Consider the following 25159-nt stretch of genomic DNA (forward strand, 5'->3'; position numbering starts at 1 on the left):
TGGCGTTGAGCTGGGCGGACGCCCCGGCTGCTAAGCCGCTGAGCGCGGCTTAGCAGCGTCCGCGCCTCGCCTAAGGCGCTGAGGCCGTCCGGAAATGAGGCATCTTCCCCATGCGCGACCGGGGTCCTCAGGCGAAGAGTCGTTGACATGTTCACCACCGGAGAACCAGAGTTCCTGTTGGCCCTCTACCTGCAGCGTGCCGACGAGCGCCGCCGCGAAGCCGGCGCCTACCGCTTGGCTCGCGAGGCCGAACGCGGGCGTCATCGCAGCCCGCGTTCCTCATGGTCGTGGCGCCGCCGCTCCAGGGCAGCATGCGCACCCGCGATACAGGGATGAATGTGTCGTTCGGGCATGGCATGCTCGATTCCGTGACGGCGCACGCCAGCAGTGCGGTCCTGGTGGGTCGTGAGACCGACCTGGCCGCGCTGCGGGACGCCCTCAAGCGCACCCGAGGCGGCGAATTCGCTGCCGTGCTGATCGGTGGTGAGGCCGGCGTCGGCAAGACCCGCCTCGTCGAAGACTTTTCCGGTACGGCCGGAGCGCGCGTCCTCACCGGCCCGTGTCTGGAGCTCGGTGAGGAGGGGCTGCCCTTCGCACCCTTCGCGGCGGCGGTCCGCGAGTTGATCCGTGCCAACGGCACCGAGGTGCTGGACGGCCGGGAGGAGGAGTTCGCGCACCTTCTGCCGGAACTGGGGCCGCCCGCGGAGGGCAACCTCATGAGCCGGCGCGGGCACCTGTTCGAGCTTGTCGCCCGATTGCTGATCCGGATCTCCGAGAAGGAGCCGGTGATGCTCGTCCTGGAGGACCTGCACTGGGCGGACCGTTCGACGCGGGACTTGATCGGCTTCCTTGTCCGCTCGGCCCGCGTGCCCAACGTGCTGCTGCTCGGCACCTACCGCACCGACGAGCTGCAGCGCGGTCATCCGCTGCGGCCGTTCCTTGCCGAGCTTGACCGGGTACGCGGCGTGCAACGCATGGAGCTCGACAGGCTCGCGCGCGACGGCACGGCCGAAATGCTCACCCATCTGCTCGGGGTCGAGCCAGAGCCGTCGCTGGCCGACACGGTTCACGAGCGTGCCCAAGGCAATCCGTTCTTCATCGAGCAGTTCGCCGCCTCCGGCGACCCGGGCTGCTACGACATCCCGCACACCCTTCGGGACCTGCTGCTCAGCCGCGTCGACCAGCTCGGTGAGCAGGCTCAGCGGGTGCTGCGCGTCGCCGCTGTCGGTGGCACTCACTTCAGTCACGAGTTGCTGGCCCAGGTCGCCGGCATGGCGGAGGCCGAGCTGGAGTCCGCGCTGCGAGCCGTCGTGGCGGTTCAGCTGATCGTCGTCGACGCCGAGGGCGGCTACGAGTTCCGGCACGCTCTGGTGCGCGAGGCAGTCCACGACGACCTGCTGCCCGGTGAGCACGCACGCCTGCACGCGCGTTTCGCCGAGGCGATTGAGGCCGAGTCTCATCTCGTGCCAGCCGGAAGGGCGCCCGCCGAGATCGCCCACCACTGGCATGCCGCCCGCGACTATTCGAGGGCCCTGGTGGCGGCGCGTGCGGCAGCGTGCGCGGCCCGCCGACGATATGCGTACGCGGAGCAGTCCCGCCTGCTCGAACGAGTCCTCGATCTGTGGGAGGTGGTCGACGACGCGGCCGAGCAGCTGGGCGCGACCCACCTCGACCTGTTGGAGGAGGCGGCGGTCGCTGCGCTGGACGCCGGTGATCACAAGCGTGCCTTCAAGCTCACCCGGGCAGCCCTGGCCGACCTCGACTGCGATGCCGAGCCGTTGCGGGCCGCGCACCTGCTGGTCCGCCGGGCCAAGCTGCTCTACAACGCCGGCACCAGCAACGGAGCGGCCGAGGCGTGCGAGGCTTATCGGCTGCTGCGCGGCGCTCCTGCGGTCAGGGAACGCGTGCAGTTGCTGGCCGAGGTGGCCTACGCGCTCAGTGGGGTCGACAACGAAGAGGCCTCACGCATCGCCGAGGAGGCCATCGCCGCAGCGGCGGATCTCGACGACTCGGCTGCCGAGGCTGCCGCGACGATCGCCTACGGCAAGATCTGCGCCGGGCAGCTCACCGCCGAGGAAGCACTGCCCTCGATGAAGGTGACCGTCGAACGGGCCCGCGCTGCCGAGGACCTGCCCAACCTGGCTCGGGCGCTGTGCAACGTGTCCGACGTCCTCTTCGAGCTGGGCCGCTACGAGGAGTCAGCAGCCGCCGCAGTGGAGGGCGTCCCGTATGCGGATCGCATCGGCGTCAGCCGCACAACGGGTGTCTTCCTGCTGGCCAATCACGCCGAGGCCCTGCTGGCGCTCGGCCGTTGGGACGAGGCCGACGAACGGTACGCCGAGTCCGCCCGTCTCGACCCACCCGGCACGCTGGCGCTGCCCTGGCTACGGCACCGGGCCCGATTACGGCTTGCGCGAGGTCACGAGGGTGCCCAGCTACTGGTGCAACGGGCGGTTGCCTTCCTGGGCAAGCCCTACCTGAACCGCGACAACCGGCTGTCACTTCTGGAGCTGCGGATCCTCGGCGCCCTGTATGCCAACGACGAGGCCGCGGCGCTCACGGCGGCCGGCGCCGCGGTTCAGGAGCCATCGGTCCTCGCCTCGCCCCGCTATGGCTGGCCCTTGCTGGCTGCCGCGGTGCAGGTGCATGACGTCAGGCCGCAGGTCGGCGAGCTGGCCGCAACACTGCCACGGCGCTACCCGGCGGAACGCGCATATGCGGCGCAGGTCGAGGCAACCCTGTCCGGCGAGGTCGCACCATGGGAGACAGCCGCGGCGGCGTGGCGCACCGACGGGCAGCCCTACCAGCTCGGCGGGACGCTGTTCCATCTCGCGAAGGCGCAAGCCGCGGCGGGCAACCGTACGGGGGCCGCCGAAGCGCTCGTCGATGCAACAGCGATAGCCCGTTCACTGGGCGCGGTAGTGCTGCAGGACGAGGTCGAGACGTTGGCCCGACGCCTGGGGTTGCGAGCCGCGCCCCTCGGCCCAGACATGCTCACCGGCCGGGAACGCGAGGTGCTGCAACTGGTGGCCGAAGGTCGGAGCAACGTCGAGATCGCCGAGTCGCTCTACATCTCCAAGAAAACGGCAAGCGTGCACGTATCCCGCATCATCTCCAAGCTGAAGGTAAAGGGACGAGGGGAGGCGGCGGCGCTGGCCCACCGGCTCGGCCTCATCAACTGATCCACGACGCGGCGCGGGTCGCCCAACCGCGTCACCGTCTTCGCCGCCGCTACGCAGACGGCCTATCGGTTCCGCTACGCAGACGGCCTATCGGTTCCGCTACGCAGACGGCCTATCGGTTCCGCTACGCAGACGGCCTATCGGTGCCGGTACCTTGCGGTCGGCTGACGCCAGTGGCTTCGGGCCGGTTCGCGCCGGTCGTCTCAAGACGGTGGGCGCGGGTGGCCTGTGGCTTTGTGGCAGCGATCGCTTCGGGCCGGTTGCTCCGGATGAGGTGGCGCCGGGCGGTTCGGATGGGGTGGCACCGTTGGCTTGGGGCTTGGGGCTTGGCGGCGCCGATGGCTTGCGGCTGGGTCACGCTCGGTGGCTTGCGGTTTGGTCGCGCCGATAGATTGCCGCTGGGCCGCTGCGGTGGCCTGTGGCTCGGTGGGTGCGGAACGGCTCGCTGCGCGTGGACAGCTCGCCGGTCAAGGTGGTCGGCTCCGGTCGTACGGTCGGTGGCCCGCCTCAGCACGCAGGAGCGCGACAACGTCCTCGGTCAGTCGCTCGCAATACGGGTGGACGGCCTTGGAGGCCGGGTCGAAGAATACGCACCGATCCAGGTTCGGCCGGCCCACTGCGTTTTGGAACACGGAAGCGAACACCGGCCCGGCGAATGCGGGCGTCCGTCGGCCCGGCGAATGCGGGCGTCCGTCGGCTCCGGCGAATACGCGCGCATTCAGCCGTAAGAAGGCGAGCGCCCCTCGGGCTGACGAATGCAAGCGCATTCAGCCGTAAAAGCGAGCGGCCAGTCAGCCCAATTAAAGATAAGCAGGCGCCGGCTCGAAACGAAAGGAGGAGGGCGTCAGCACGAGGACAGCAAGACGGCGCCAATCAAAGAATTCGAGCAGGCGCCAGCTCACCAGAAGCGAGTCGGAGCCAACCCAAGAAATCGAGCAGGCGCCAACCCGATAGAAGCGAGCGAACGCCAACCCATGGAAAGCGACCAGAGGTCAGCCCACCAACCAGCCGCCAGCCCAAGAAAAGCACTAAACCGTCAACCCACCACAAGCGACCGTCAGCTAGAAGCCACCCAGCCGACAACCACCCAGCCTGTGATCACCCCCGAGCGGCAAGCGCCTGCTGGTAAAGGCGTCCCGCCCGGTACGAAGACCGCACCAAGGGCCCCGACATGACCCCAGCGAACCCGATCTCCTCGGCCTCTTCGCGGAGTTCGACGAACTCTTCGGGCTTGACCCAGCGCTCTACCGGGTGGTGGCGGGGGGTGGGACGCAGGTACTGGGTGATGGTGATGAGTTCGCAGCCGGCGGTGTGGAGGTCCCGGAGGGCCTGGGAGACTTCGGCGCGTTCTTCGCCCATGCCGAGGATGAGGTTGCTTTTGGTTACCAGGCCGGCGGCTCGGGCTTGGGTGATGACGTCGAGGGAGCGCTCGTAGCGGAAGCCGGGGCGGATGCGCTTGAAGATGCGGGGGACCGTCTCGACGTTGTGCGCGAGGACCTCGGGGGTGGCGCCGAAGACCTCGGCGAGCTGCTCGGGGTCGGCGTTGAAGTCGGGGATGAGCAGTTCGACGCCGCAGCCGGGCTGGAGTTTGTGGATCTGGCGGACCGTTTCGGCGTAGAGCCAGGCGCCGCCGTCGGGGAGGTCGTCGCGGGCTACACCGGTCACCGTGGCGTAGCGCAGGCCCATGGTGGCTACTGATTCGCCGACGCGGCGGGGTTCGTCGGCGTCGAATTCGGCTGGCTTGCCGGTGTCGATCTGGCAGAAGTCGCAGCGGCGGGTGCACTGGTCGCCGCCGATCAGGAAGGTGGCCTCGCGGTCTTCCCAGCATTCATAGATGTTGGGACAGCCGGCCTCCTGGCAGACAGTGTGCAAGCCTTCCTTCTGGACGAGCCCGCGCATGTGCGTGTATTCAGGGCCCATCTTGGCTTTGACCTTGATCCACGGCGGCTTCCGCTCGATGGGAGTTTCGGCGTTGCGCGCCTCGATGCGCAGCATGCGGCGGCCCTCGGGAGCAATAGTCACGTTGTTGAGGTTACGCCGGAAGCTTGATCAACTTGAGCAGGGGCGACGAGGCTCACGTGAAGTGAACTGTGAGGCCACTCACGTCGCGTCGGCAAATATCGCGCGAACACACCAGTCCCACTGTTAACGTCCTGGCCACGGCGATGACGGAACCGAGTAACGCCCGGGCCAAGCCGGCCGAGAGAGCCACCGGTAGCTGCGAAGGTGGTCCGGCGAACCGGGCGCGAAGACACTCCTGAGCCGAGCACGACAGGAGGCGCCCTGACAAAATGGGCGTAAAGGTGTGGTGGCACCGTGAGGATCCCCTCGCCCATACCTCCCTGGGGCCGCGTTGCAGCAACAGAGGAGGTCCCCGCCGTGCAACGCATCCTCTCGAAAGACCTGGCCGGGCACGAACACAGCACCGTGACGATCTCGGGTTGGGTTCATCGCCGCAGAATGCTCAAATCGGTAGCTTTTCTCATCGTGCGTGACGCTGCCGGGTTCGCCCAGGTCGTGATCACCGACCCGGAGGTCGACGGCTACACCGGTACGAGGACTACCTAGCGGTCGCGCCACAGCCGGCTAAGCTGGCCGGTTACCTTGACGGCTTCCGCTACGGCATGCCCCCCGCACGGCGGCTTCGCAATCGGGCTGGAACGGTTCGTGGCCCGGCTGACCGGCGCCGCCAACGTCCGAGAAGCAACGGCCTTCCCCCGTGACCTGCACCGGGTGACGCCGTAGCACTGGCTACGCCAGCAGCGTCGGCAGGTGCTTCTCGACCACCGGAAGGACGTCGGCAACCGTGACCGGGCGGCCCAGCTCCTGCGAGAGCGAGGTCACGCCCGCGTCGCGGATGCCGCACGGCACGAAGCGGTCGTAGTTCGACAGCTCGCAGTCACAGTTGATGGCGAAGCCGTGCTGGGTCACACCGCGGGCCACCCGGATGCCGATCGCGGCGACCTTGCGGTCCGGGCCCCGCTCGTCGGCGCGCACCCAGGCGCCGCTGCGGCCCTCGACTCGCTCGACGCTCACCCCGAACTCGGCGCACACGTCGATGAGCATCTGCTCGATGCGCCGCACGTACGCGACCACGTCGATCGGGTCCGTCAGCTTGACGATCGGGTAGCCGACCAGCTGACCCGGGCCGTGCCAGGTGATTTTGCCGCCGCGGTCGACGTCGACCACCGGGGTGCCGTCCATCGGGCGGTCCATCGGCTCGGTGCGTTTGCCGGCGGTGAACACGCTGGGATGCTCGAGCAGCAGGATCGTGTCGGGCTGGGTGCCCGCCACCACGGCGTCGTGCAGTCGGCGCTGCTCGTCCCAGGCCTCGCGGTAGTCGACCAGGCCCGGACGCAGCACCTGCAGCGTGGAAGTCGTCACGCGAGCGATTCTAATCCGGGTTCTAGGGGCCGTAGGTGTCGGCGCCGTCACCGGGAACGGACACCGGGTCGAGGCCGGGCCGGACCCGCCAGATCAGCACGTCCTGCACACGTTCGCCGGGTCCGAACAGCGCGGTGACCGTGCTGACCAGCGAGGCGCGGAACATCAACCCGTCGCGCCCGATGATCTCGTCGGGAATGAACAGCGCGTCGACCTGCCAGTACGCCATGTCCTCGCGCACCCGGGCGCGGTCGAAGTTGTCGATGTCGTCCACATAACCGGTCAGCGCCGGGCGCAGCAGCATCCAGTCGGTGCGGCGGGGCGGGGCACCCACCCGGCCGGTGCCGTCGGGGCCGCCGGGGCCGAGGAAGTAGCCGTCCGGGATGCGGAACTGCGGGCCGCCGCGAGCCAACGTGTAGGCCTGCCAGCGTTGTGCGTCGGGAGCCGCGCTGGCTGCGTACGGCAAAGCGCTCATGACTTGCCCGTCGCGCACGTAAAGCTTCCACGTACCGTCGGCGATGAACTGGGGTTCGGTCGTGCGATCGCTGGTCAGGACCGGTGTCGGGAAGATCGGCACCAGTGCCGCGGCGAACGCCGCACCCCACGCGATGCGCCGGGCCAGCGGTCCGCGGAAGAAACTGCGGTCGGCCAGCAGCGCCAAGGTGACGCCGATGACGCAGACCACCAGCAGCGCCAGCCGGGCCGGCAACGCCGAGTCGAAGATGGGCAGATGCGCGAGCGCCGCGTAGGGCAGCGGGACGTTGTACTCCTTGGTGAACCAGTTGAGCCGCGGCCCGAAGGACAGCACCGCGAACAGCAGGCCCACGATCGTCAGCGACCGCATCAGCACCTTGCGCGACCGATCCGCCCGCCACCACAACAGCACTGTTCCGGCAATCACGAGCAGCAGAAGGGGTACGCCGAAAAACGACGCTCCCTCGGTCTGGTTGGACGCCAGATCGCCGCGCTGGAAGCCGAACGCCCCCGCTATCGACCGGAACGGATACACCCCGTAGCCGGCCACGTCCTCGACATACCTGCGCTGGTCAAACCCCGTCCCCTGGTACGACCCCGGCCCCGCGAAATGCATGTACAGCGGATACGCAAGCAACGCCCCCGACAGCAGCACGGTGATGCCCAGCGCAGCCAACGCCCGGGGTGCCGCCGCGCGCGCCTGCGGCCACGTCGCGCGCGAACAGCACCAGGTGATGACGAACACAGTCGCCGCGATCGCAACGGAGAACAGCAGCTCCGGCGCGATCGAGAAGGCTACGGTGATCAGCAGGCCGAGCACGACACCGTTGAGCACCCAGCGCCGCGAGCTGCCCAGCCGCAGCACCCACCAGAGCAGCACCGGGATGAGCCAGCCCGCCGTCCAGTTGAGATGGCCGTTGGCGTGCGCGATCCAGCCGGGCGCGAAACCACAGAACAGCGCACCGATCGCTGCAGCGCTGCGGCGCCGGACGACGAACCGGCGCAGGAACGCGTACCAGGCGAAGGACGAACCGGCCAGATTCAAGGTCAGGATCGTCACGTACGTGACCGGCGGACCAGCCACATAGGTCAGTGGGGCGAACACCAGGGCGTACACCGTGACGGACGTGTTAGCCGCGAGGTTGACCCCGGCCGGCGCGTTGATCAAGGTGGTCCAGAACGGATTGTCGCCGTGCGTCCAGATCTGCACGCCGTAACCGAGCACCCATTCGAAGAACGCGTGGTCGCCCTCGTTGTAGCTGACCGCGCGCCGGAACGGATCCACCCAGATCCCGGACGTGATCCAGTAAGCCATGGCCAGGCTGAGCACCGCGAACCCGGCATCCCGCAGCCACACCCACGATCGGCGGGCAGGTTCGGATGCCGGCGCATCGGTGACATCCGGCACAGCGGGTGCTACGGCCACCCAGACGAAGTTATCAGCGCGGCGTCGGAATCATCGACTTGCCCGCGGAAGTCTCAGGAAGGATCCAGGCCCGGCCGGATGCGCCACAGCAGGACCCCGCCCACCCGCTCCGGCTCGCCCAGCAGCTCGGTGGCGGTGAGCTCAGCCGCGGAGCGGAACAGCGAGGTGTGCGAACCCGTGATCTGGTCGGGCAGGAACACCGCCTGCACACCCCAGTACGCGAAGTCGGCGCGCGCCGAGGCCCGGTCCTGCTCGCTGATCTGCCTGATCTGCCCGTAGTAGGCGGCCTGGAAGAACAACCAGTCGGTGGGCCGCATGGTCGCCCCGATCTGACCGGTGCCGTCCGGTCCGCCGGGGCCGAGGAAGTAGCCATCCGGGATGCGGAACTGCTTGCCCGCCCGAGCCATTGTGTACGCCTGCCAGCGCTGGCCGTCGGCGGTGTCGGTGGTGGCGAACGGCAGCGCGGTCATCACGCCGTTGTCGGTGACGTAGTCGCGCCAGAGGCCGTCGGCGATGAAGGCGGGCTCGGCCACCCGGGGCTCGGTCAGCACCGGTGTGGGCAGCAGGGGGAGCAGGGCCACGGCATACGCGGCGGCCCACAGGGTGTGCGCGGTCACGGAGGGCAGCGGCTCGGTCAGCAGGCGCTCGGTGAGCAGGGCCAGCACGATGCCGAACACCGCGGCCACCACCAGCGCGTAGCGGGCGGGCAGCGCGGAGTCGAACAGCGGCAGATCCATCAGCCACTTGTACGGCAGGCTGATGTCGGTCAGATCCTTGAAGAACTTGAGGCCGGGTCCCCACGACAGCACCAGGAACACCAGGCCGACGGCGCTGATGGCGGCCAGCGTGGCTCGCCGCCCGGGTTCTGCGCGGCGCCACAGCACGATCAGGGCGATCGGGATCAGCAGCATCAGGCCCACCCCGAAGTACGAGGTCTCCTCGGTCGGGTTCGGCGCCAGGTTGTTGCCGAAGCCCATCCAGGCGGCCACCGAGCGGGTGGGGTACTCGAAGTAGGCGCCCACGTCCTCGGCGTAGTGATACTGGTTGAAGCCGGTGCCGGTGAACGTGCGCGGCCCGTCGAAGTGCATGTACAGCGGGTACATCAGCAGGCCGGCGGCGATCACGGCGGCGGTAACCAACCCGGCGGCCATGCTCGGCGCCGCAGCGCGGGCCTCACCGCGGGTTGACGGGCTCAGCGACCACACGGCCAGGAACACCGCGCTGGCCAGCGCGGTGAAGAACAGCCCCTCCGCGGCGATCGAGAATCCGACGGCGATCAGGATGCCCAGCACGATGCCGTTGCGGATCCACATTCCCGGCTCGCGCAGCTTGAGCACTCGCCACAGCAGCACCGGGGCGACCCAGCCGGCAGTCCAGTTCAGGTGACCGTTGGCGTGCGAGACGAACCCCGGGGCGAAGCCGCAGAACAGGGCGCCTACGGCGGCGGCGATGTGGTTGCGTACCAGGAAGCGTCGCAGGAACAACCACCAGGCGAACGCCGCCCCGCTCAGGTTGAGCGTCAGAATCGTCGCGAAACTGACCTGCGGCCCGGCCAGGAAGGTCAGCGGCGCGAACAGTGTCGTGTAGACGGTGATCGATGTGTTGGCGGCCAGGTTCACGCCCAGCGGCGCGTTGAGCAGCGTGGTGTAGAACGGATCGGCCCCATGGCTCAGCGTGTAGACGCCATAACCCAGGAGCCATTCGAAGAACGCCTGGTCACCCTTGTTCTCCACCAGCACGCGCCCGTGCGGGTTCAGCCACAAACCGCTGACCACGTACGTCCCCAGCGCCAGCGCCACGACACCGAAGAGCAGGTGCGGGCGCCACGCTCGCAGCCGGGCCCTCAGCGCGGACGGCGGCGGTTCGGCGGACTCGGACGGGGCTGCCTCGACGACGGACACGCGCCGGAGGTTAGCAAGATTGAGCGGTGATCAGGCGACAGCGGGTGTTTCGTCACCCACCGCCGCCCGCAGCGCCGCCTCCAGGGTGGAGTGGGTGAACGAGAATCCAGCCCGCTCGAGAACCCCCGGCAGCACCCGCTGGCTGCGCAGCGCCTCACCGGCGAACTCGCCCAGCGCCACCTGCAGGGCGAACCCCGGGACCTGCAGCAACGCCGGCCGGTGCAGCACCTTGCCGAGCGTGCGGGTGAACTCGGCATTGGTCGCCGGGGCGGGCCCGACCACGTTAACCGGCCCGGCCACATCCTCGCGGTCGAGCAGGAACTCGGTCGCGGCGAGCCAGTCCTCCAATGAGATCCACGGCACGTATTGCTTGCCGCCGCCGAGCTTGGCCCCGCCGCCCAGCTTGAACAGCGGCATCTGCGGCTTGAGCAAGCCGCCGTGCTGATCCAGCGGCAGTCCGGTACGCAGCAGCACCACCCGCACGCCGGCGTCCTCGGCGGGCCGGGCCGCAGCCTCCCAGACCCGGCACACGTCGGCCAGGAAGCCCGCGCCGGCCGGGGCGTCCTCGGTCACCTCGCGGTCACCGGTGTCGCCGTACCACCCGACGGCCGAGGATTGCAGCACCACCGCCGGACGGTCCTCGGCGGGCAGCTTGCGGATGCCGTGCGCGATCGTGCCCGCGCTGTCCACCCGGCTACTGCGGATCGTGCTCTTGTAGCCGGCGGTCCAGCGCTTGTCGCCCACGCCCGCACCGGCCAGGTTGATCACCGCATCGGCGGCAACCAGCAGCGCCGGGTCGAGCTGGCCGGTCGACGGCTGCCAGGTCGCCTCGTCGGCGCTCGTGGCGGGACGCCGGACCAGCCGGACGACGTGGTGGCCGTGGGCTCGCAGCCGTTCGGCGAGCTTGGTGCCCAGAAACCCGGAAGCGCCGGCCATGAGGATCCGCATGCTCTCCATCATTCCCGATCACCAAGGCCCACAAAACAGAAGAAGGGACGCTTGCGCGTCCCTTCTTCCTCACATTTTGCCGCCGCGATCCGCCGAGCTCATGCTGTGCGGCTGGCGATCGCCGAGGTTGGCCCTCGTCAGGCGTGCAGCCCCAGGTCGCCCTCGAACTGCCCGGCCTCCAGCCGCTCCTTCAGCGAAACCAGGAAGCGGGCGGCGTCGGCGCCGTCCACGATCCGGTGGTCGTAGCTGAGCGCGAGGTAGACCATCGAGCGCGGCACGATCAGCTCGCCCAGGTTGGGGTCGTCGACGACCACGGCGCGCTTGACCACCGCGCCGGTGCCGAGGATGCCGACCTGCGGCTGGTTGATGATCGGGGTGTCGAACAGCGCGCCCCGGCTGCCGGTGTTGGTCAGCGTGAACGTGCCGCCGGACAGCTCGTCCGGGCTGATCTTGTTGCTGCGGGTGCGCTCCGCGACATCGGCGATCCGCTTGGCCAGCCCGGCCAGGTTGAGGTCGCCGGCGTCCTTGATCACCGGGACGACCAGGCCCTTGGGGGTGTCCACCGCGATGCCCAGGTGCTCGCCCTCGTGGTAGGTGACCGTGCCGGCCTCCTGATCGATGGACGAGTTGACCACCGGGTGCTGGCGCAGCGCCTCGACCGCGGCCAGCGCGAAGAACGGCAGGAACGAGAGCTTGACGCCGTTCTTGGCCAGGAAGTCCGCCTTCGCGCGGTTGCGTAGCTGGGCGATCTTCGTGACGTCCACCTCGACGACGGTGGTGAGCTGCGCGGAGATCTGCAGCGACTCGACCATGCGCCGGGCGATGGTGGCGCGGATGCGGGTCAGCTTCTCCGTGCGGCCACGCAGCGGGCTCGGCTCCGGCTTCGCGCTGGGAGCCGGGGTGCCGGTCTGCGCCGGGGCGGCAGCCGGAGCCGGGGCAGACGCTGCCGCCTTGGCCGCGGCAGCCTTGTCGGCCGCCTCGATGACATCCTGCTTGCGGATGCGGCCACCGACGCCGGTGCCGGTGATCGAGGAGAGGTCGACACCCTTGTCGGCCGCCAGCTTGCGGACCAGCGGCGTCACGTAACCGGCGTCGCCGGCACCGTTGGCGCGCACCGTCTCGGCAGCCGGCGCGGACGCCTGGGCCGGTTCGGCCTGAGCCGGGGCCGGTTCGGCCTTGCGCTCGGCGGCCACCGGGTCCTTGGCGACCTCGGCCTCGGGGGCCGGCTCCGCGTAGGAGGATCCCGGCTCGACCGAAGGAGTGGGCGCCGACTCGACCTTGGGCGCTTCCTGCTTGGGCGCTTCCTGCTTGGGGGCCTCCTGGGCGGGCGCGCTGCTGGGGGTGCCGATGATGGCGAGGTCGGCGCCGACGTCGGCGGTCTCGTCCTCCTGCACCTTGATCTCGAGCACCGTGCCGGCCACCGGCGACGGGATCTCCGTGTCGACCTTGTCGGTGGAGACCTCGAGCAGCGGCTCGTCGACCTCGATCGTCTCGCCGACCTGCTTGAGCCAGCGCGTGACGGTGCCCTCGGTGACGCTCTCACCCAGGGCGGGCATCTTGACGGCCGTGCCGTCGCCGCCGCCACTCGGGGCGCCGGTCTGCGGGGCCGGGGCCTCCTCCTCGACCGGCTTCTCGGTCGAGGGAGTGGTGGGCGCGGCCGGCTCGGGCTCCGGCTGCTGTTCCTGCTGCTGCGGGGCCTTCTGCTGTTCCTGCTGCTGGGCGGGGGCCGGGGCCGATGAGCCCGCGTCCTCGCCGTCGCCCGCGATGACCGCCAGCTCGCTGCCGACGTCGGCCGTCTCGTCCTCGCCGACGACGATGCGCGAGAGCACACCCGCGGCCGGCGACGGGATCTCCGTGTCGACCTTGTCGGTGGAGACCTCGAGCAGCGGCTCGTCGGCCTCGACCCGCTCGCCCTCCTGCTTGAGCCAGCGCGTGACGGTGCCCTCGGTGACGCTCTCACCCAGCCGCGGCATGGTGACCGATACCGGCATCTCTCAGAACTCCTTAACCGCTGTAGAACGGATCGTGATCAGCTGTGTGCGTGCAGCGGCTTGCCCGCGAGCGCCAGGAACGCCTCGCCAAGAGCCTCGTTCTGCGTGGGGTGGGCGTGCACGAGCTGCGCGACCTCCTCCGGGAAAGCTTCCCAGTTGTAGATCAACTGTGCCTCACCAACGAGCTCGCCCATCCGGGCGCCAACCATGTGGACGCCCACGACCGGGCCGTCCTCAACCCGTACCAGCTTGACGAAGCCCTGGGTCTTGAGGATCTGGCTCTTGCCGTTGCCGCCGAGGTTGTAGTTGTAGGTCTTGACCTTGTCGGCGCCGTACTGCTCCTTGGCCTTGGCCTCGGTGATGCCGACCGAGGCGACCTCGGGGTCGGAGTAGGTGACGCGCGGGATCCCGGCCTCGTCGATCACTGCGGGCTTGCGTCCGGCGATCTCCTCGGCGACGAAGATGCCCTGCTGGAAGCCGCGGTGGGCCAGCTGCAGGCCGGGCACGATGTCGCCGACCGCGTAAATGTTGCCCACGCCGGTGTGCAGCCGCTCGTTGGTGATCACGAAGCCGCGGTCGAGCGTGATGCCCTGCTGCTCGTAGCCCAGGCCCTGGGTGACCGGGCCGCGGCCGACGGCAACCAGCAGGATCTCGGCCTCGACGGTCTCGCCGCCGGCGATCGTGGCACGCACGCCGTTCTCGGTGTGCTCGACCTTCTCGAACGGCTTGCCGACCTTGAAGTTGATCTTCCGCTTGCGGAACGCGCGCTCGACCGCCTTCGAGATCTCCTCATCCTCGGCGGCCACGAGCCGGGGCAGCGCCTCCAGGATCGTCACGTCGGCGCCGAAGGACTTCCACACGCTGGCGAACTCGACGCCGATGACGCCGCCGCCGAGCACGATCGCCGAGCTGGGCACACGGTCCAGCCGCAGGGCGTGCTCGCTGGTCAGCACCCGCTTGCCGTCGACCTCGAGGCCGGGCAGCGAACGCGAGTAGGAGCCGGTGGCCAGGATGATGTTGCGGCCGGTGTAGCGCTGGCCGTTGACCTCCACGGTGTCCTTGCTGACGAGCTTGCCCTCGCCCTGCACCACGGTGATCTTGTCCTGCTTGAGCAGGCCCTGCAGGCCCTTGTAGAGCCGGCCGACGACGCCGTCCTTGTAGGCGTTGACGCCGGCCATGTCGATGCCGACCAGATCGGCCTTGATGCCGAACTGCTCGCTTTCGCGGGTCTGGTCGGCCAGCTCCGCGGCGTGCAGCAGCGCCTTGGTCGGGATGCACCCGCGGTGCAGGCAGGTGCCGCCCAGCTCCGCCTTGTCGATCAGGGCCACGGAGAGGTCGAGCTCGGCCGCGCGCAGGGCGGCCGCATACCCGCCACTGCCGGCGCCGAGGATCACGATGTCGAAGGTTCCGCCAGGCTGGCTCACGTCTTCTCCCAGATCGCATCGTTGCCACATGGGTCACATGGTGGAAACGGTCACAGCTGTCCCGGTCATCTTGTCACTTGACGAACCGTTCGATGAAGCCAGGTGCCGTACGACACTTGCGTCAGGACGTACCCTTGCGACAGCTACCCCGTTGAAGGAGTCGTCCGTGGCCTGGTTCCGGCGGCGCAGAGAGCCGGTACGTACGAGCGGCCGGACTGCGACCCGTGAGGATCTTGAATATCTGACGGAGTTCGTCCGCTCCCGCCGCGGTGTCGAAGCGTTCATCGAGCCCCGGACCACCGTCACCGAGACGACCATCCTGCTGATCGCCCACGACGGCGAATGGACCCGGCGCCGCATTGATTCGCCGGAGAGCGCCCGTCGCTTCGCCCACCAGCTCTCGATGCCGATCTACGATATCCGGCTGATGGGCTATCCGCAGCGGATGCGTGACTACAACGCCCGCCAGAAGCGCCGCCCCGCTTGAGAGCGGCGCTCTGCGGACGGGTCAGCCGTTGGCGGCGACGTCGTCGATCAGGGCGAGCAGGGTACGAACCGGAACGCCAGTGCCGCCCTTCGTCCAGTAACCGCTCGGCTCGCCGGTGTGGTACGACGGCCCGGCGATGTCGATGTGCGCCCACGGCACGCCCTCGGCCACGAACTCGCTGAGGAACACGCCACCCTGCAGCATGTGCCCGGCCCGGTCCATGCTGGCGTTGGTCTGGCTGATGTCGGCGATCTCGGACTCCATGCCCTTGCGCACGTCGTCGGGCAGCGGCATCGGCCAGGCCGGCTCGCCGACCAGGTCACCGGCCGCCTTGACGCGCTCGCAGGTCGCCGGGTCGCCCATCACGCCGGCGATCCGCTTGCCCAGCGAGATCACCTGGCCTCCGGTCAGTGTGGAGGTCTCGAACAGGTAGTCGGTGCCGTCGGCGCAGGCCCGGGCGATCCCGTCGGCCAGCACCATGCGGCCCTCCGCGTCGGTGTTGAGCACCTCGACGCGCTTGCCGCTGAACATCGTGATCACGTCGCCGGGACGGTAGGCGGTGCCCGACGGCATGTTCTCCGCGATCGCCAGGTAGCCGCTGACCGCGACGTCCGGCTTGAGCGCGGCGACGGCCAGCAGCGTGGCCCCGACTGCGGCGGCACCGGCCATATCGGACTTCATCTCCCACATGCCGGCGGCCGGCTTGATGCTGATGCCGCCGGTGTCGAACGTGATGCCCTTGCCGACCAGCGCCACCCGCTTGGGGTTCTGCACGCCCTCGGGGGTGTAGGAAAGTTTGACCAGCCGCGGCGGCGCCTCCGAACCCTGGCCGACCGCCACGATGCCGCCGTAACCACCGGCTTTGAGCTGGTCGAAGTCGAGCACCTCGACCTCCAGGCCGGTGCCCTCGGCGGCCGCCGCAACAGCGTCGGCGAACGCGGGCGGGCGCAGCTCGTTGGGCGCCTGGTTGACCCAGTCGCGGGTCTGCCGTACGACGCGCCCGACGATCTCGGCGCGGGTGAGCTCCGCCTGCGCCGCGGCGTCGCCGGAGTCGGCCACGATGACCTGCAGGTTCTTGACCGGGTCGCGGCGGCCGGGCTGCGGCTTGGTCTTGTAACCACCGAAGCGGTACGACCCCAGCAGTGCCCCTTCGAGAATGGCCCGCAGCACGCCGGGCGCATCCGCGTCGCCGGGCACCGGCAGGGCCAGCGCCACGTTCTCACTGCCGGCCAGCGCGCGCACGGCGGCACCCGTGCCCCGGCGCAGCGTCTCGGTGGCCGGAGCGGAACCGGCGGGCTCGTCGCCCAAGCCGACCGCGACGATCAGCGGCGCGGCAACCGTGCCGAGGGTGGCGAGCTTGGTCACCTCGCCGGGCGCGCCGGTGGCGCCGAGCAGGGACAGCGTCGAGCTCAGCTTGCCGTCGAACGCGGCGGCAATGCTCTCGGCACCGGCCGCGGGCAGCAGTGCGCCACCCTCGCCGGGCTGGCTGTGCAGGCCGATGATCAGGGCATCGACGGCTAGCTCGGCGGGGTCGCCGTCGGCGAGGCGCAAAGTGGGGGTGGGGTGGGTCACTCGGGCTCTCCGCGATCGCTGGGCCGGAGGCGACTCGTGGGACGCTCCGGCGGCGTGTTCCATCCGGTGCGGGTCGCGCCGGACGGCGGTGGTGTCCCGCCGATGCTAACCACATGCATGGTCACGGGTAAGTTGCCACTCATGTTGCTCCAATCGCCTCTGCACGAGCGCCACACCGCCCTGGGCGCCAAGTTCGCCGGCTTCGGCGGCTGGGAGATGCCCCTGGAGTACGCCGGTGGTGGTGTCCTGCGTGAGCACGCTGCGGTGCGCGAAGCGGTCGGTGTGTTCGACGTCTCGCATCTGGGCAAGGCGCGGGTTTCCGGCCCGGGCGCCGCCGGCTTCGTCAACTCGTGCCTGACCAACGACCTGGGCCGCATCGAGCCGGGCAGGGCGCAGTACACGCTGTGCTGCGATGACGCGAGCGGTGGCGTGGTCGACGACTTGATCGCGTACCTCATCGGTCCGGACGAGGTTTTCCTGATCCCGAACGCGGCGAACACGGCCGAGGTCGTGCGCCGCCTGCAGGCCGCCGCGCCCGAGGGCATCACGGTCACCGACGAGCACCGGAGCTGGGCAGTTCTGGCCGTGCAGGGTCCGCAGGCGCCGGAGACGGTGAAGGCGCTTGGTCTGCCCGTCGAGCACGAGTACATGTCGTTCAACCAGGCCACCCTGCAGGGCGTCGAGCTGATCGTGTGCCGCACGGGCTACACCGGCGAGGTGGGTTACGAACTGGTGGTGCCGTGGGACGACGCGGTGCGGGTGTGGGATGCGCTGATCGAGGCGGGTGTCCGGCCGTGCGGTCTCGGCGCGCGTGACACGCTGCGCACCGAGATGGGTTACCCGCTGCACGGCCAGGAGTTGTCGCTGGAGATCACACCGGTGCAGGCGCGCTCGGGCTGGGCGGTCGGCTGGAACAAGCCGGCGTTCTGGGGCCGCGACGTGCTGCTTGCCGAGAAGACCCAGGGCCCGCGCAGGTCGCTGCGAGGACTGGAACTGACGGGCCGTGGCATTGCGAGAGGCCACATGCAGGTGTACGTCCAGAGCACCCTGGTCGGCGAGGTCACCAGCGGCACCTTCTCGCCGACGAAGAAGGCCGGCATCGCGCTGGCCCTGCTCGACACGGCACCCGGGCTCAAAGAAGGCGACCTGGTCGAGATTGACGTGCGAGGCCGCCGGATCGAGGCCCGGATCGTGAAGCCGCCGTTCGTGCAGACCTCAGTTCGCTAGCAGGGCCAGGGTCACCAGCGTTGCCGTGGTGGCGAATTCGGTCAGAGCACCGAGAACGTCCCCGGTGATGCCGCCGAAACGCCGTACCGCATGCCTGATCAGACCCAGCACGACGACGATGACGCCGGCGACCGCGGCGGGACCGGCCCACGGACGGCCCGGAACCGCCACGGTCGCTCCCGCCATCACCAGGACCGCGATGCCCACCGCAACCGGCGTGGGCACGGTGCCGGCCACGAGCGCGCCCAGGCCCTCGGGCCGGGCCGCCGGAACGCCCCTGCGGCAGGCAAGGGTCACCGCCAGCCGACCCGTGGTCCAGGCGATGGCGATGCACAGCGCTATCGCGGTTGTTGTTGCTTCTATGGCGGCGATTTGCAGGATCAGGTTCAGCGCGATGGCCGCCACGCCGAACGGCCCGATGTCCGCCTTTTTCATGATTTCCAGCGCTTCATGGCCAGTGCGGTAGGAGCCCAGCGCATCCACCGAATCGGCCAGCCCGTCCAGGTGCAGACCCCGGGTCAGCAACACCCCAGCGGTAACCGTCAGCGCCGCCCCCAGCAGCGTTGCCGGCAACACCGCGTGCAGGCCTCCCAGCACCGCCCCGAGCCCCGCGCCCACCAGCGGCGCCAGGCTCATCGCCCCGGCCGCGGTACGCCCGTCGATGCGCCCCGTTTTGACCGGCAGCACCGTCAACGTGGTGACCGCCAGGCGCAGCGCATCAAACACTGGCGGGGCCGGGACCATTCGGTTCGGGCTCGAGGAACTCGCTCAAGTCGTCGTCGCCCGGGCTCTCCAGCAGCGCCGGGTGCACCGGCAACGCGCCGGCCAGCGCGATCGCCGTGCGCAACAACGGCAGAGCGGCCAGCGCGTTCGCACCCTCGCCCAGGTCCAGACCAAGCTCCAGCACCGGGGTCAGGCCGAGCACGTCCGCGCCCTGCCGTACGAGTTGGTGGCGTCCCGCGTCGGCGAGCAGCAGCCAATGCCGGCTCTGCGCGGCCAGATCCCGCGCCACCAACCCGGCGGCGATCCCCACCGGGCCGTCCACCAGCACCGGAATGCGCCTGGCGGCCGCCCCGAGCAGCGCCCCCGCGGCGACGGCCAGGTCGGCCCCACCCAGCTGGGCGAGGATGTCCTTGGCGCCGCGCGGCTCGTGCCGGATGCGGTGCATGGCGTCGCGGACCGCGGCGCAGCGCCGCATCCACGCCTCATCGTCGTACTTGCCGCCCGGGGCAAGGACGCGGGGGAGCACGGCCACCGGTTCGGCGCCGGTAGTCGCGGCCACCACCGCGGTAGCGGCGGCGTCCGTACCGGCCCCGCACGACGCGATGACCAGCGCCTCCTTGCCATCCGCGGCGGCCGCAACGGCCAGCTCCCAGCCCTGCCGGAGCCCAGCCTCCACGGCTGCGTCGTCCAAGACCGGGCCATCTTCCAAAGCCCCGGTATCCGGTACGCGCACGACGGCGATGTCGGCCCCGGCCCCAGCCGCCAGCCGGGCCAGCGCACCCTCCCCGGCCTCGACCTGCGCGGTGCGGCGGTCGGACCCGGCCGGACTGTCACCGGCCGACGCCGCCCCGGCGTCCCGGCCGTCGAGCAGCAGCACCCGAACCGGACCCCACGGTCGGGGACTCGCGGTGCTCTGGGTGGCGGCGGCGAACTCGATTGCCTCGGCCAGCGCGCCCACCCCGGACCCGGGCAGGTCGAGGGTCGCAAGGCGGTCGCGGGCGTCCGGACCGGCGTCGCTGTCGGGCAGCGGGAGATCCATCCCGGCCTCGATGACCACATCCGCCTCGTCGTCGGCCGTCTCCTTTTCGGGGCGGCTCCTGGCGGCCTGCGGCGCGTCCAGTGAGGCGGCCGGGGTGGCCACCGAGACCTGGGCCGACCGCGGCTCGACGGCCGGGACTGCTGCGCCCGTGGCTGCTTCGACGGGAGCTGTTCCGGTCGGGGCGGGCTGCGGGACCGGGGCCGCTTGGGCGCCCGGTTCATCGGCGGTTGCGGCCTCGGCTTGGACGTCGGTCACGATGCCAGGTTCGTCGGCGGCCGTCTTGAGCCATGCCGGGCGGCCCGCCACCACCAGCACCACTCGGTCGCAAGCCTCCGCGAGCGCCTGGTTCGCGGTGCCCACGGCGTCGGCGAACGCGCGGCCCAGCGGGGTCTGGGGGACCAGGGACAGGCCCACCTCCGGGCTGACCACCACGACCCGGGCGGCCGACGTCCGTACCGCTTCGGCCAGGGCTGTGACGGTGGCCACGTCGTCGTTGGGTTGCAGGTCCGGGTTGAGCAGCGAGGCCACCCAGCCGCCGAGATCGTCGACCAGCAGCGTCTCGTCGGGCTTGGCGTCGGTGAGGATTGCCGTGAGCCGGGCCGGGTCGGCGCCGCTCTCCTCGGTGCTCCACGACTGCGGGCGGCGGCGCTGATGCGCCTCGATGCGGGCCAGCCACTCCGGATCGTCCTCGCCGCCGACAGCGGTGGCGATGTAGCGCACCGAGGCGGCGCCGGCGACCAGCGCCTCGGCGAACGCGGACTTGCCGGACCGGATCCCGCCGAGCACCAGGACCGAACTCCACCCGTCAGCAGACATAGCCCGTACCTTAGATCCGCTGGGTGACACCCCGTGGATCGACCCGTCCCCGTCCCGCCCGCGCGCCTGGGCGTGACCCCTGGGCCGCACACCGTAGGGTGGACGGCAAGCGTTCCAGACATCGAGGAGGGGCGAGGCGGATGCCGTGGAGTTGGCGGTACGAGGGCGTCGATGGGCAGCCGGTGGCGGGCCCGGCCGAGACGTTCAGCAGCCAGGCCGATGCCGAGTCGTGGATCGGTCAGGCGTGGCGTGAGCTCGTCTCCGCCGGTGTCGCGCAGGTCAGCCTGGTCGAGGACGATCGGGTCGACTACAAGATGAGTCTGCTGCCGGCCGAGTGAGCAGCTTTCAGGTCAGCCGCGGTGCGCCGCGCAGTGCCTTCCTGCCCAGCCCGGTCTTCGTCGGGATCCTCGCGCTGGTCGTGGTCAGCGCGTGGATGGCGTGGACCGGGTTCGGCAACCTACGCGTTGACGTTTTCCTGTTCGTCATTGCGGGCTGGGTTTTCTCCCTGTGCCTGCACGAGTACGCGCACGCGATCATCGCGTATTTCTCCGGCGACCGCGGCGTCGCCGATCGCGGCTACCTGCGGCTCAACCCGTTGAAGTACACGCACCCGGTGCTGTCGATCGTGCTGCCGCTGATCGCGGTGGTGCTCGGCGGCATTGGCCTGCCCGGCGGTGCGGTGTGGGTCGACCACGCCCACATCCGCAGCAAGGCCAAGGAATCCCTGATCAGCGCGGCCGGGCCGCTGACGAACGTGCTGTTCGCCCTGTTGCTGGCCATCCCGTTCGCCCTGGGCGCGGCCGATGGCCTGGCGGTCTACGAGGACGGCACGCTGAGCCCGCACGGCGGCTTCTGGCTCGGCCTCGGCGCACTCGCGTTCCTGCAGGTCACCGCAAGCCTGCTCAATTTCCTGCCGGTCCCGGGCCTCGACGGCGGCAACATTCTGCGGCCGTGGCTCAACCAGGCGTACCAGCGGGCGTACGACCTGTTCGCCCCGTACGGCTTCATGCTGCTCTTCGTTTTGCTCTGGCAGTCCCAGATCAACGTCTACTTCTTCAACGCGGTCGACTGGCTGGCCGATCTCATCGGCATCCCCGACACCCTCGGCCAAGCCGGCCTCTACTTCATGCGCTTCTGGTCAGACCTCTAGGGGCGCCGCGCGGGGCTTACCGTTTTGGCGGGGTCGCGCTCGGCTATGCCCCCGATGACGGAGTCGATGGCTTTCATCAGGTCGTTGCCCAGTCGTACGCCGGAGGCCTTGGCATTGTCCTGGACCTGCTCCGGGCGGGAGGCGCCGATGATGGCCGCTGACACGTTGCTGTTCTGCAGGACCCAGGCGACCGCTAGCTGGGCCATGCTGAGACCTGCCTGATCGGCGAGCGGGCGTAGCTGCTGGACCGCGGTCAGCACCTCGTCGGTCAGGTAGCGGGCGATGAAATTGGCTCCCGACTTGTCGTCGGTGGCGCGGGAACCGGCGGGCGGCTGCTTACCCGGCTCGTACTTGCCGGTCAGCACGCCCTGCAGAATCGGCGAGAACACGACCTGGCCGATGCCCACTTCCTGGCTGAGCGGCACGACCTCGGCCTCGATGACGCGCCACAGCATCGAGTATTGCGGCTGGTTCGACACGAGCTGGAACTTCAGGTCCTGGGCCAGCTCCCAGCCCGCGCGGAGCTGCGTCGCGGTCCATTCGGAGACGCCGATGTACAACGCCTTGCCGGAATGCACAATGTCGGCGAACGCCTGCATCGTTTCCTCAAGCGGCGTCGAATAGTCGTAGCGATGTGCCTGGTAGACGTCGACGTAGTCGAGCTGCAGCCGGCGCAGCGACCCGTTGATCGACTCCATCACGTGCTTGCGCGACAAGCTGCGATCATTTGGCCCGGGACCGGTGGGCCAGAAAACCTTTGTGAAAATCTCGAGGCCCTCACGACGCTCACCCCTGAGCGCGCGTCCGAGGACCTCTTCGGCGGCGGTTCCGGCATAGGCGTCGGCGGTGTCGAATGTCGTGATGCCGACGTCGAGGGCGGCCCGCACACACGCGGCGGCGGCGTCCTCCTCGACCTGCGAACCGTGGGTGATCCAGTTGCCGTAGGCGATCTCGCTGATGAGCAGACCGGAACGGCCCAGGTGACGGTGTTCCATCACCGTTTTCTACAGGACCGGCCGGAAATCCGCGCTCCGCCCGTCGATCTCCCGGGCGACCTCGGCGGGCGTCGCGTGGCTCACCGCGGCGAGCGGCTCACCGCTGCGATCAAGAGCCCCCCATAGCTCGCCCTGTTGAATCAGGAAGCCAGCGGAATGCATGACGACGTTCGAGTACCGCGGTGCGACAACAACGCGTCCATGCCGATCGAGGGCGCCCCAGTCGCCCCGTCGTACCACCGCCAGGCCATTCTTGAAAGGCCGCACATCGTCAAAGCTGCCCGCCACGATGACCCGGTTGTGCCAGTCGATCGCGAACCATTCACCCTCAAGCTCACGCGAAACCCACGCCAAACCCTCCGAGAAAGGACTGATCTGCCGGTACGCCGAAGCGTCGCCAATCAGCGTAGCGCCGGACTCATCAATCAACTCCCACACGTCACCATCGGGCCGGCGAACCCAGGCAGCGCCCTCCGAGAACGGCTGCGCCTCGGCGAATTGCTCGGCTATGACAATGGTGTGGGCGCTGTCTTTGTGGGCGCTATCGGCGTACCCCATGAGAAGGGAATCGGTATTCGACGTCGGCTGCGGTGGCGGATCCTGCTGGAGGATTTCCTCCCGGGTCCGCTGATAGGGACCCCACCCGCTGTCCTGGACCCGGGTCATAACCGCATCGAGAGCAGCTTCAGCCCGGGCGGCAAGGTCCGAATCGTCGTCCCGCCGCAGTTCAAGCGCCTGCTCGAACTGATTGCAAGCCTCCAGGTAACGCCCCTGCTCAAAACAGGAACGCCCGGCGTTGACGTGAATTTCGGCGCGCAGCCGCTCCGGCACATCCCCAGAATTAGCCTCAGCATAAAGCCGATCGGCCTCGGCGAAATCCCCCCGCCACTGCTGAACCTGAGCAACGCGAGCCTTAACCACAGCCAGCAGCCGAACATCCCCACTGGCCTCGGCATGCTGCAAAGCCTCCCGCCCATCAGCAAGCGCCTGATCGGACTCGCCCAGAACCCGCCCGATAACCGCCCGCAAGCTCAAGAGGCGAGCCCGGACAACGTCTCGTTCGGCATACTCGAGCTTGTCTGTCAGGCGGTCCTGAATGGTGTACAGCGGTTCGGGATCGGTGGCTGTTTCTCTGAGGGTTCTGGGGTCTGTCGTCCAGGGGTGGTCTGCTAATTGTTCTTCGGGATCTTTGAGCCGGCGGGGTGCGGGCTGCTGCTGTTTCGCGGGCTGCTGCTCTTTGGCGGGCTGCTCTTTGGTGGACTGCGGCGCTTTCCAGGTCTGCGGCGGGAAGAATTGTGCTGGGGTTTGGTCCTGCTCAACCGCTTCCGCTCGCTGCGGCTCCGCATCGGGCACAATCTCCGCGTCGATGATCTCGCTGGTCGGCGGGATGACGTCGGGGAGGATTTCCGCCTCGATCAATGGGGCGGTGCTTTCCAACGCGCCGACGGCATGCGGCGCAACGTCGAGGGCTGATTCCGTCTCATGCTCTGCGACTTCGGTTTGCGCTGCTTCCGCGGTCTCAGGTTCAGGGGCCTTCTCCGAAGGTGCGCTGTCAGCCCGCGGCGCTCGGCCCGCATCATCGGTGCGCGTTTCATCTTCGGCTTGCGGTTCGTTCTGGGACGATCCTGTCGGCTCCGGGTCGGGTGCGGATTGAGCCGTGGCCTTGGGGCCGGCGACATCGTTCTCTTGCGCGGCGGAACCTGGTTGCGAGGTGACGTCGCTGTGCTCGTCAGCGCTGGAATTCTCCGGCTCTGATGGCGCTGGTTCACTTTCGGTGCTGGGCTCCGTCATTGCTGGGCCGGTGGCGGGTTCGGGCGCTGCCTCCTGGGTGACCTCAAGGTGGGCCGCTGAGTCAGCTTCGATCGCGGCGTCAGCATCGGGTTCGCTGTCTAGCGTGGCTGTTGCGCCGGCCTCGGGCTTGATCTCGGTCGTGGCTGAAGGGGTAGGTTCGCTCTCCGGCTCGACCTTCGTGTCCGGCTCGGTCTCGGGTGGTGCGGGCGTCGGAGCCTCAACTGAGGAGCCGATCACCGGGTGAGTCGCAGACCCGGTCCCGGTGGCAGAGCCGGTCTCCTGACCGGCTGCACTCTCGGCCTTGGGGTCGATCTCCGGCCGCGGTCCGGCCCCGATCCCAGAGAGCGCGATCCTGGACGCCTCAGGTGCGAGCTTCGGCTGTACCTCAAGTCCGGCGCTCGATCCGGGCCCCGGTTCAACCATTGGCACCGGCTCGGCGATTGCGGTCGCCTCAACCGTGGAACCGGGAACGGACTCCGGCTGGGCCGTGGGCTCGGTGGTGGGCTCTTCTGTGGCTGCCGCTTCGCCCAAATCGGGGGCGGCAGGGGTCTGCGCGGCGGCCGTGGTGACGATGAGTTCGGACTCGGAGGTGGGGGCGAACCAGTCGGTTTTGCTGACGGGGGCGCCGC

19 protein-coding genes and 1 pseudogene are annotated in these 25159 nt (G+C 69.3%); 7 read left to right on the forward strand and 13 right to left on the reverse strand.

What is annotated here, in order from left to right; translation table 11 throughout:
• Positions 1–368: 368 nt before the first annotated feature.
• Positions 369–3182 (forward strand): AAA family ATPase, encoded by a 2814-nt coding sequence (locus TFC3_RS08550; protein WP_236718037.1) that lies wholly within the window; start codon positions 369–371, stop codon positions 3180–3182.
• Positions 3183–3649: 467 nt separating this feature from the next.
• On the opposite strand, the gene TFC3_RS40410 is transcribed toward TFC3_RS08550, so the two are convergent.
• Together TFC3_RS40410 and lipA are read right to left on the reverse strand one after the other, a co-directional pair.
• Positions 3650–3949 (reverse strand): hypothetical protein, encoded by a 300-nt coding sequence (locus TFC3_RS40410; protein ID WP_369819591.1) that lies wholly within the window; start codon positions 3947–3949, stop codon positions 3650–3652.
• Between the two features lie 331 nt (positions 3950–4280).
• Positions 4281–5177 (reverse strand): lipoyl synthase, encoded by an 897-nt coding sequence (gene lipA, locus TFC3_RS08555; RefSeq protein WP_067497812.1) that lies wholly within the window; start codon positions 5175–5177, stop codon positions 4281–4283.
• Positions 5178–5561: 384 nt separating this feature from the next.
• Here lipA and TFC3_RS40415 point away from each other — a divergent pair, with 384 nt between their 5' ends.
• Together TFC3_RS40415 and TFC3_RS35460 are read left to right on the forward strand one after the other, a co-directional pair.
• Complete coding sequence (locus TFC3_RS40415) at positions 5562–5750, forward strand: OB-fold nucleic acid binding domain-containing protein (protein WP_067497816.1); 189 nt, start codon at positions 5562–5564, stop codon at positions 5748–5750.
• Positions 5714–5927: pseudogene (locus TFC3_RS35460) on the forward strand (amino acid--tRNA ligase-related protein); the annotation flags it as partial. The gene TFC3_RS40415 and the pseudogene TFC3_RS35460, both read left to right, overlap by 37 nt.
• Positions 5928–5933: 6 nt before the next feature.
• Here the strand turns inward: TFC3_RS35460 and lipB are convergent.
• From lipB to lpdA, 6 genes are all read right to left on the reverse strand, one after another.
• On the reverse strand, positions 5934–6566 hold the full coding sequence (lipB, locus tag TFC3_RS08565; protein WP_067497819.1) for a lipoyl(octanoyl) transferase LipB: 633 nt from the start codon (positions 6564–6566) through the stop codon (positions 5934–5936).
• A 22-nt stretch (positions 6567–6588) separates the two neighbouring features.
• Positions 6589–8466, reverse strand: coding sequence for a DUF2029 domain-containing protein (locus TFC3_RS08570; protein ID WP_082771928.1), 1878 nt, complete (start codon positions 8464–8466; stop codon positions 6589–6591).
• Between the two features lie 53 nt (positions 8467–8519).
• Positions 8520–10367 carry a DUF2079 domain-containing protein gene (locus tag TFC3_RS08575; RefSeq protein ID WP_067497822.1) on the reverse strand — a complete coding sequence of 616 codons (1848 nt, stop codon included), beginning with the start codon at positions 10365–10367 and terminating at the stop codon, positions 8520–8522.
• A gap of 30 nt (positions 10368–10397) precedes the next feature.
• The gene (locus tag TFC3_RS08580) at positions 10398–11315 is read right to left on the reverse strand and encodes a TIGR01777 family oxidoreductase (protein WP_067506252.1); all 918 of its coding nucleotides are present in this window, start codon (positions 11313–11315) and stop codon (positions 10398–10400) included.
• A gap of 137 nt (positions 11316–11452) precedes the next feature.
• Positions 11453–13306 (reverse strand): 2-oxoglutarate dehydrogenase, E2 component, dihydrolipoamide succinyltransferase, encoded by a 1854-nt coding sequence (gene sucB / locus TFC3_RS08585; RefSeq protein ID WP_067497825.1) that lies wholly within the window; start codon positions 13304–13306, stop codon positions 11453–11455.
• A 38-nt stretch (positions 13307–13344) separates the two neighbouring features.
• Positions 13345–14760: a dihydrolipoyl dehydrogenase gene (gene lpdA / locus TFC3_RS08590; RefSeq protein ID WP_173745307.1), complete on the reverse strand. Its 1416-nt coding sequence runs from the start codon at positions 14758–14760 to the stop codon at positions 13345–13347.
• Between the two features lie 136 nt (positions 14761–14896).
• Here lpdA and TFC3_RS08595 point away from each other — a divergent pair, with 136 nt between their 5' ends.
• A complete protein-coding gene (locus tag TFC3_RS08595) occupies positions 14897–15217 on the forward strand; it encodes a hypothetical protein (protein WP_067497831.1) in 321 nt (106 codons plus the stop codon).
• Positions 15218–15238: 21 nt separating this feature from the next.
• Here the strand turns inward: TFC3_RS08595 and TFC3_RS08600 are convergent, their stop codons facing one another.
• Positions 15239–16789, reverse strand: a complete 1551-nt coding sequence (locus TFC3_RS08600) for a leucyl aminopeptidase (protein WP_067497833.1) — start codon at positions 16787–16789, stop codon at positions 15239–15241.
• Positions 16790–16930: 141 nt separating this feature from the next.
• Here TFC3_RS08600 and gcvT point away from each other — a divergent pair, with 141 nt between their 5' ends.
• A complete protein-coding gene (gene gcvT, locus TFC3_RS08605) occupies positions 16931–18016 on the forward strand; it encodes a glycine cleavage system aminomethyltransferase GcvT (protein ID WP_236718038.1) in 1086 nt (361 codons plus the stop codon).
• On the opposite strand, the gene TFC3_RS08610 is transcribed toward gcvT, so the two are convergent.
• Entirely contained in the window at positions 18005–18760 is a 756-nt protein-coding gene (locus tag TFC3_RS08610; protein ID WP_067497836.1) for an adenosylcobinamide-GDP ribazoletransferase, read from the reverse strand. The two genes, gcvT and TFC3_RS08610, sit on opposite strands and share 12 nt — an antisense overlap.
• Entirely contained in the window at positions 18735–20594 is a 1860-nt protein-coding gene (locus tag TFC3_RS08615; RefSeq protein ID WP_067497840.1) for a bifunctional adenosylcobinamide kinase/adenosylcobinamide-phosphate guanylyltransferase, read from the reverse strand. Before TFC3_RS08615 ends, TFC3_RS08610 begins: the two co-directional genes overlap by 26 nt.
• Before the next feature lie 140 nt (positions 20595–20734).
• On the opposite strand from TFC3_RS08615, the gene TFC3_RS08620 reads away from it, so the two are divergent.
• Together TFC3_RS08620 and TFC3_RS08625 are read left to right on the forward strand one after the other, a co-directional pair.
• Positions 20735–20932: a hypothetical protein gene (locus TFC3_RS08620; protein ID WP_067497843.1), complete on the forward strand. Its 198-nt coding sequence runs from the start codon at positions 20735–20737 to the stop codon at positions 20930–20932.
• Positions 20929–21744, forward strand: coding sequence for a site-2 protease family protein (locus TFC3_RS08625; protein ID WP_067497846.1), 816 nt, complete (start codon positions 20929–20931; stop codon positions 21742–21744). Before TFC3_RS08620 ends, TFC3_RS08625 begins: the two co-directional genes overlap by 4 nt.
• Here TFC3_RS08625 and TFC3_RS08630 read toward each other — a convergent pair.
• Both TFC3_RS08630 and TFC3_RS08635 read right to left on the reverse strand, forming a co-directional pair.
• Entirely contained in the window at positions 21741–22739 is a 999-nt protein-coding gene (locus TFC3_RS08630; protein WP_067497849.1) for an aldo/keto reductase family protein, read from the reverse strand. The genes TFC3_RS08625 and TFC3_RS08630 overlap by 4 nt on opposite strands.
• A gap of 9 nt (positions 22740–22748) precedes the next feature.
• Positions 22749–25159: WG repeat-containing protein (locus TFC3_RS08635; RefSeq protein WP_161952552.1), on the reverse strand; the 2411-nt coding region annotated here is incomplete at its 5' end.

The sequence above is a fragment of the Actinoplanes sp. TFC3 genome, assembly GCF_001553785.1.
Lineage (GTDB): Bacteria > Actinomycetota > Actinomycetes > Mycobacteriales > Micromonosporaceae > Actinoplanes.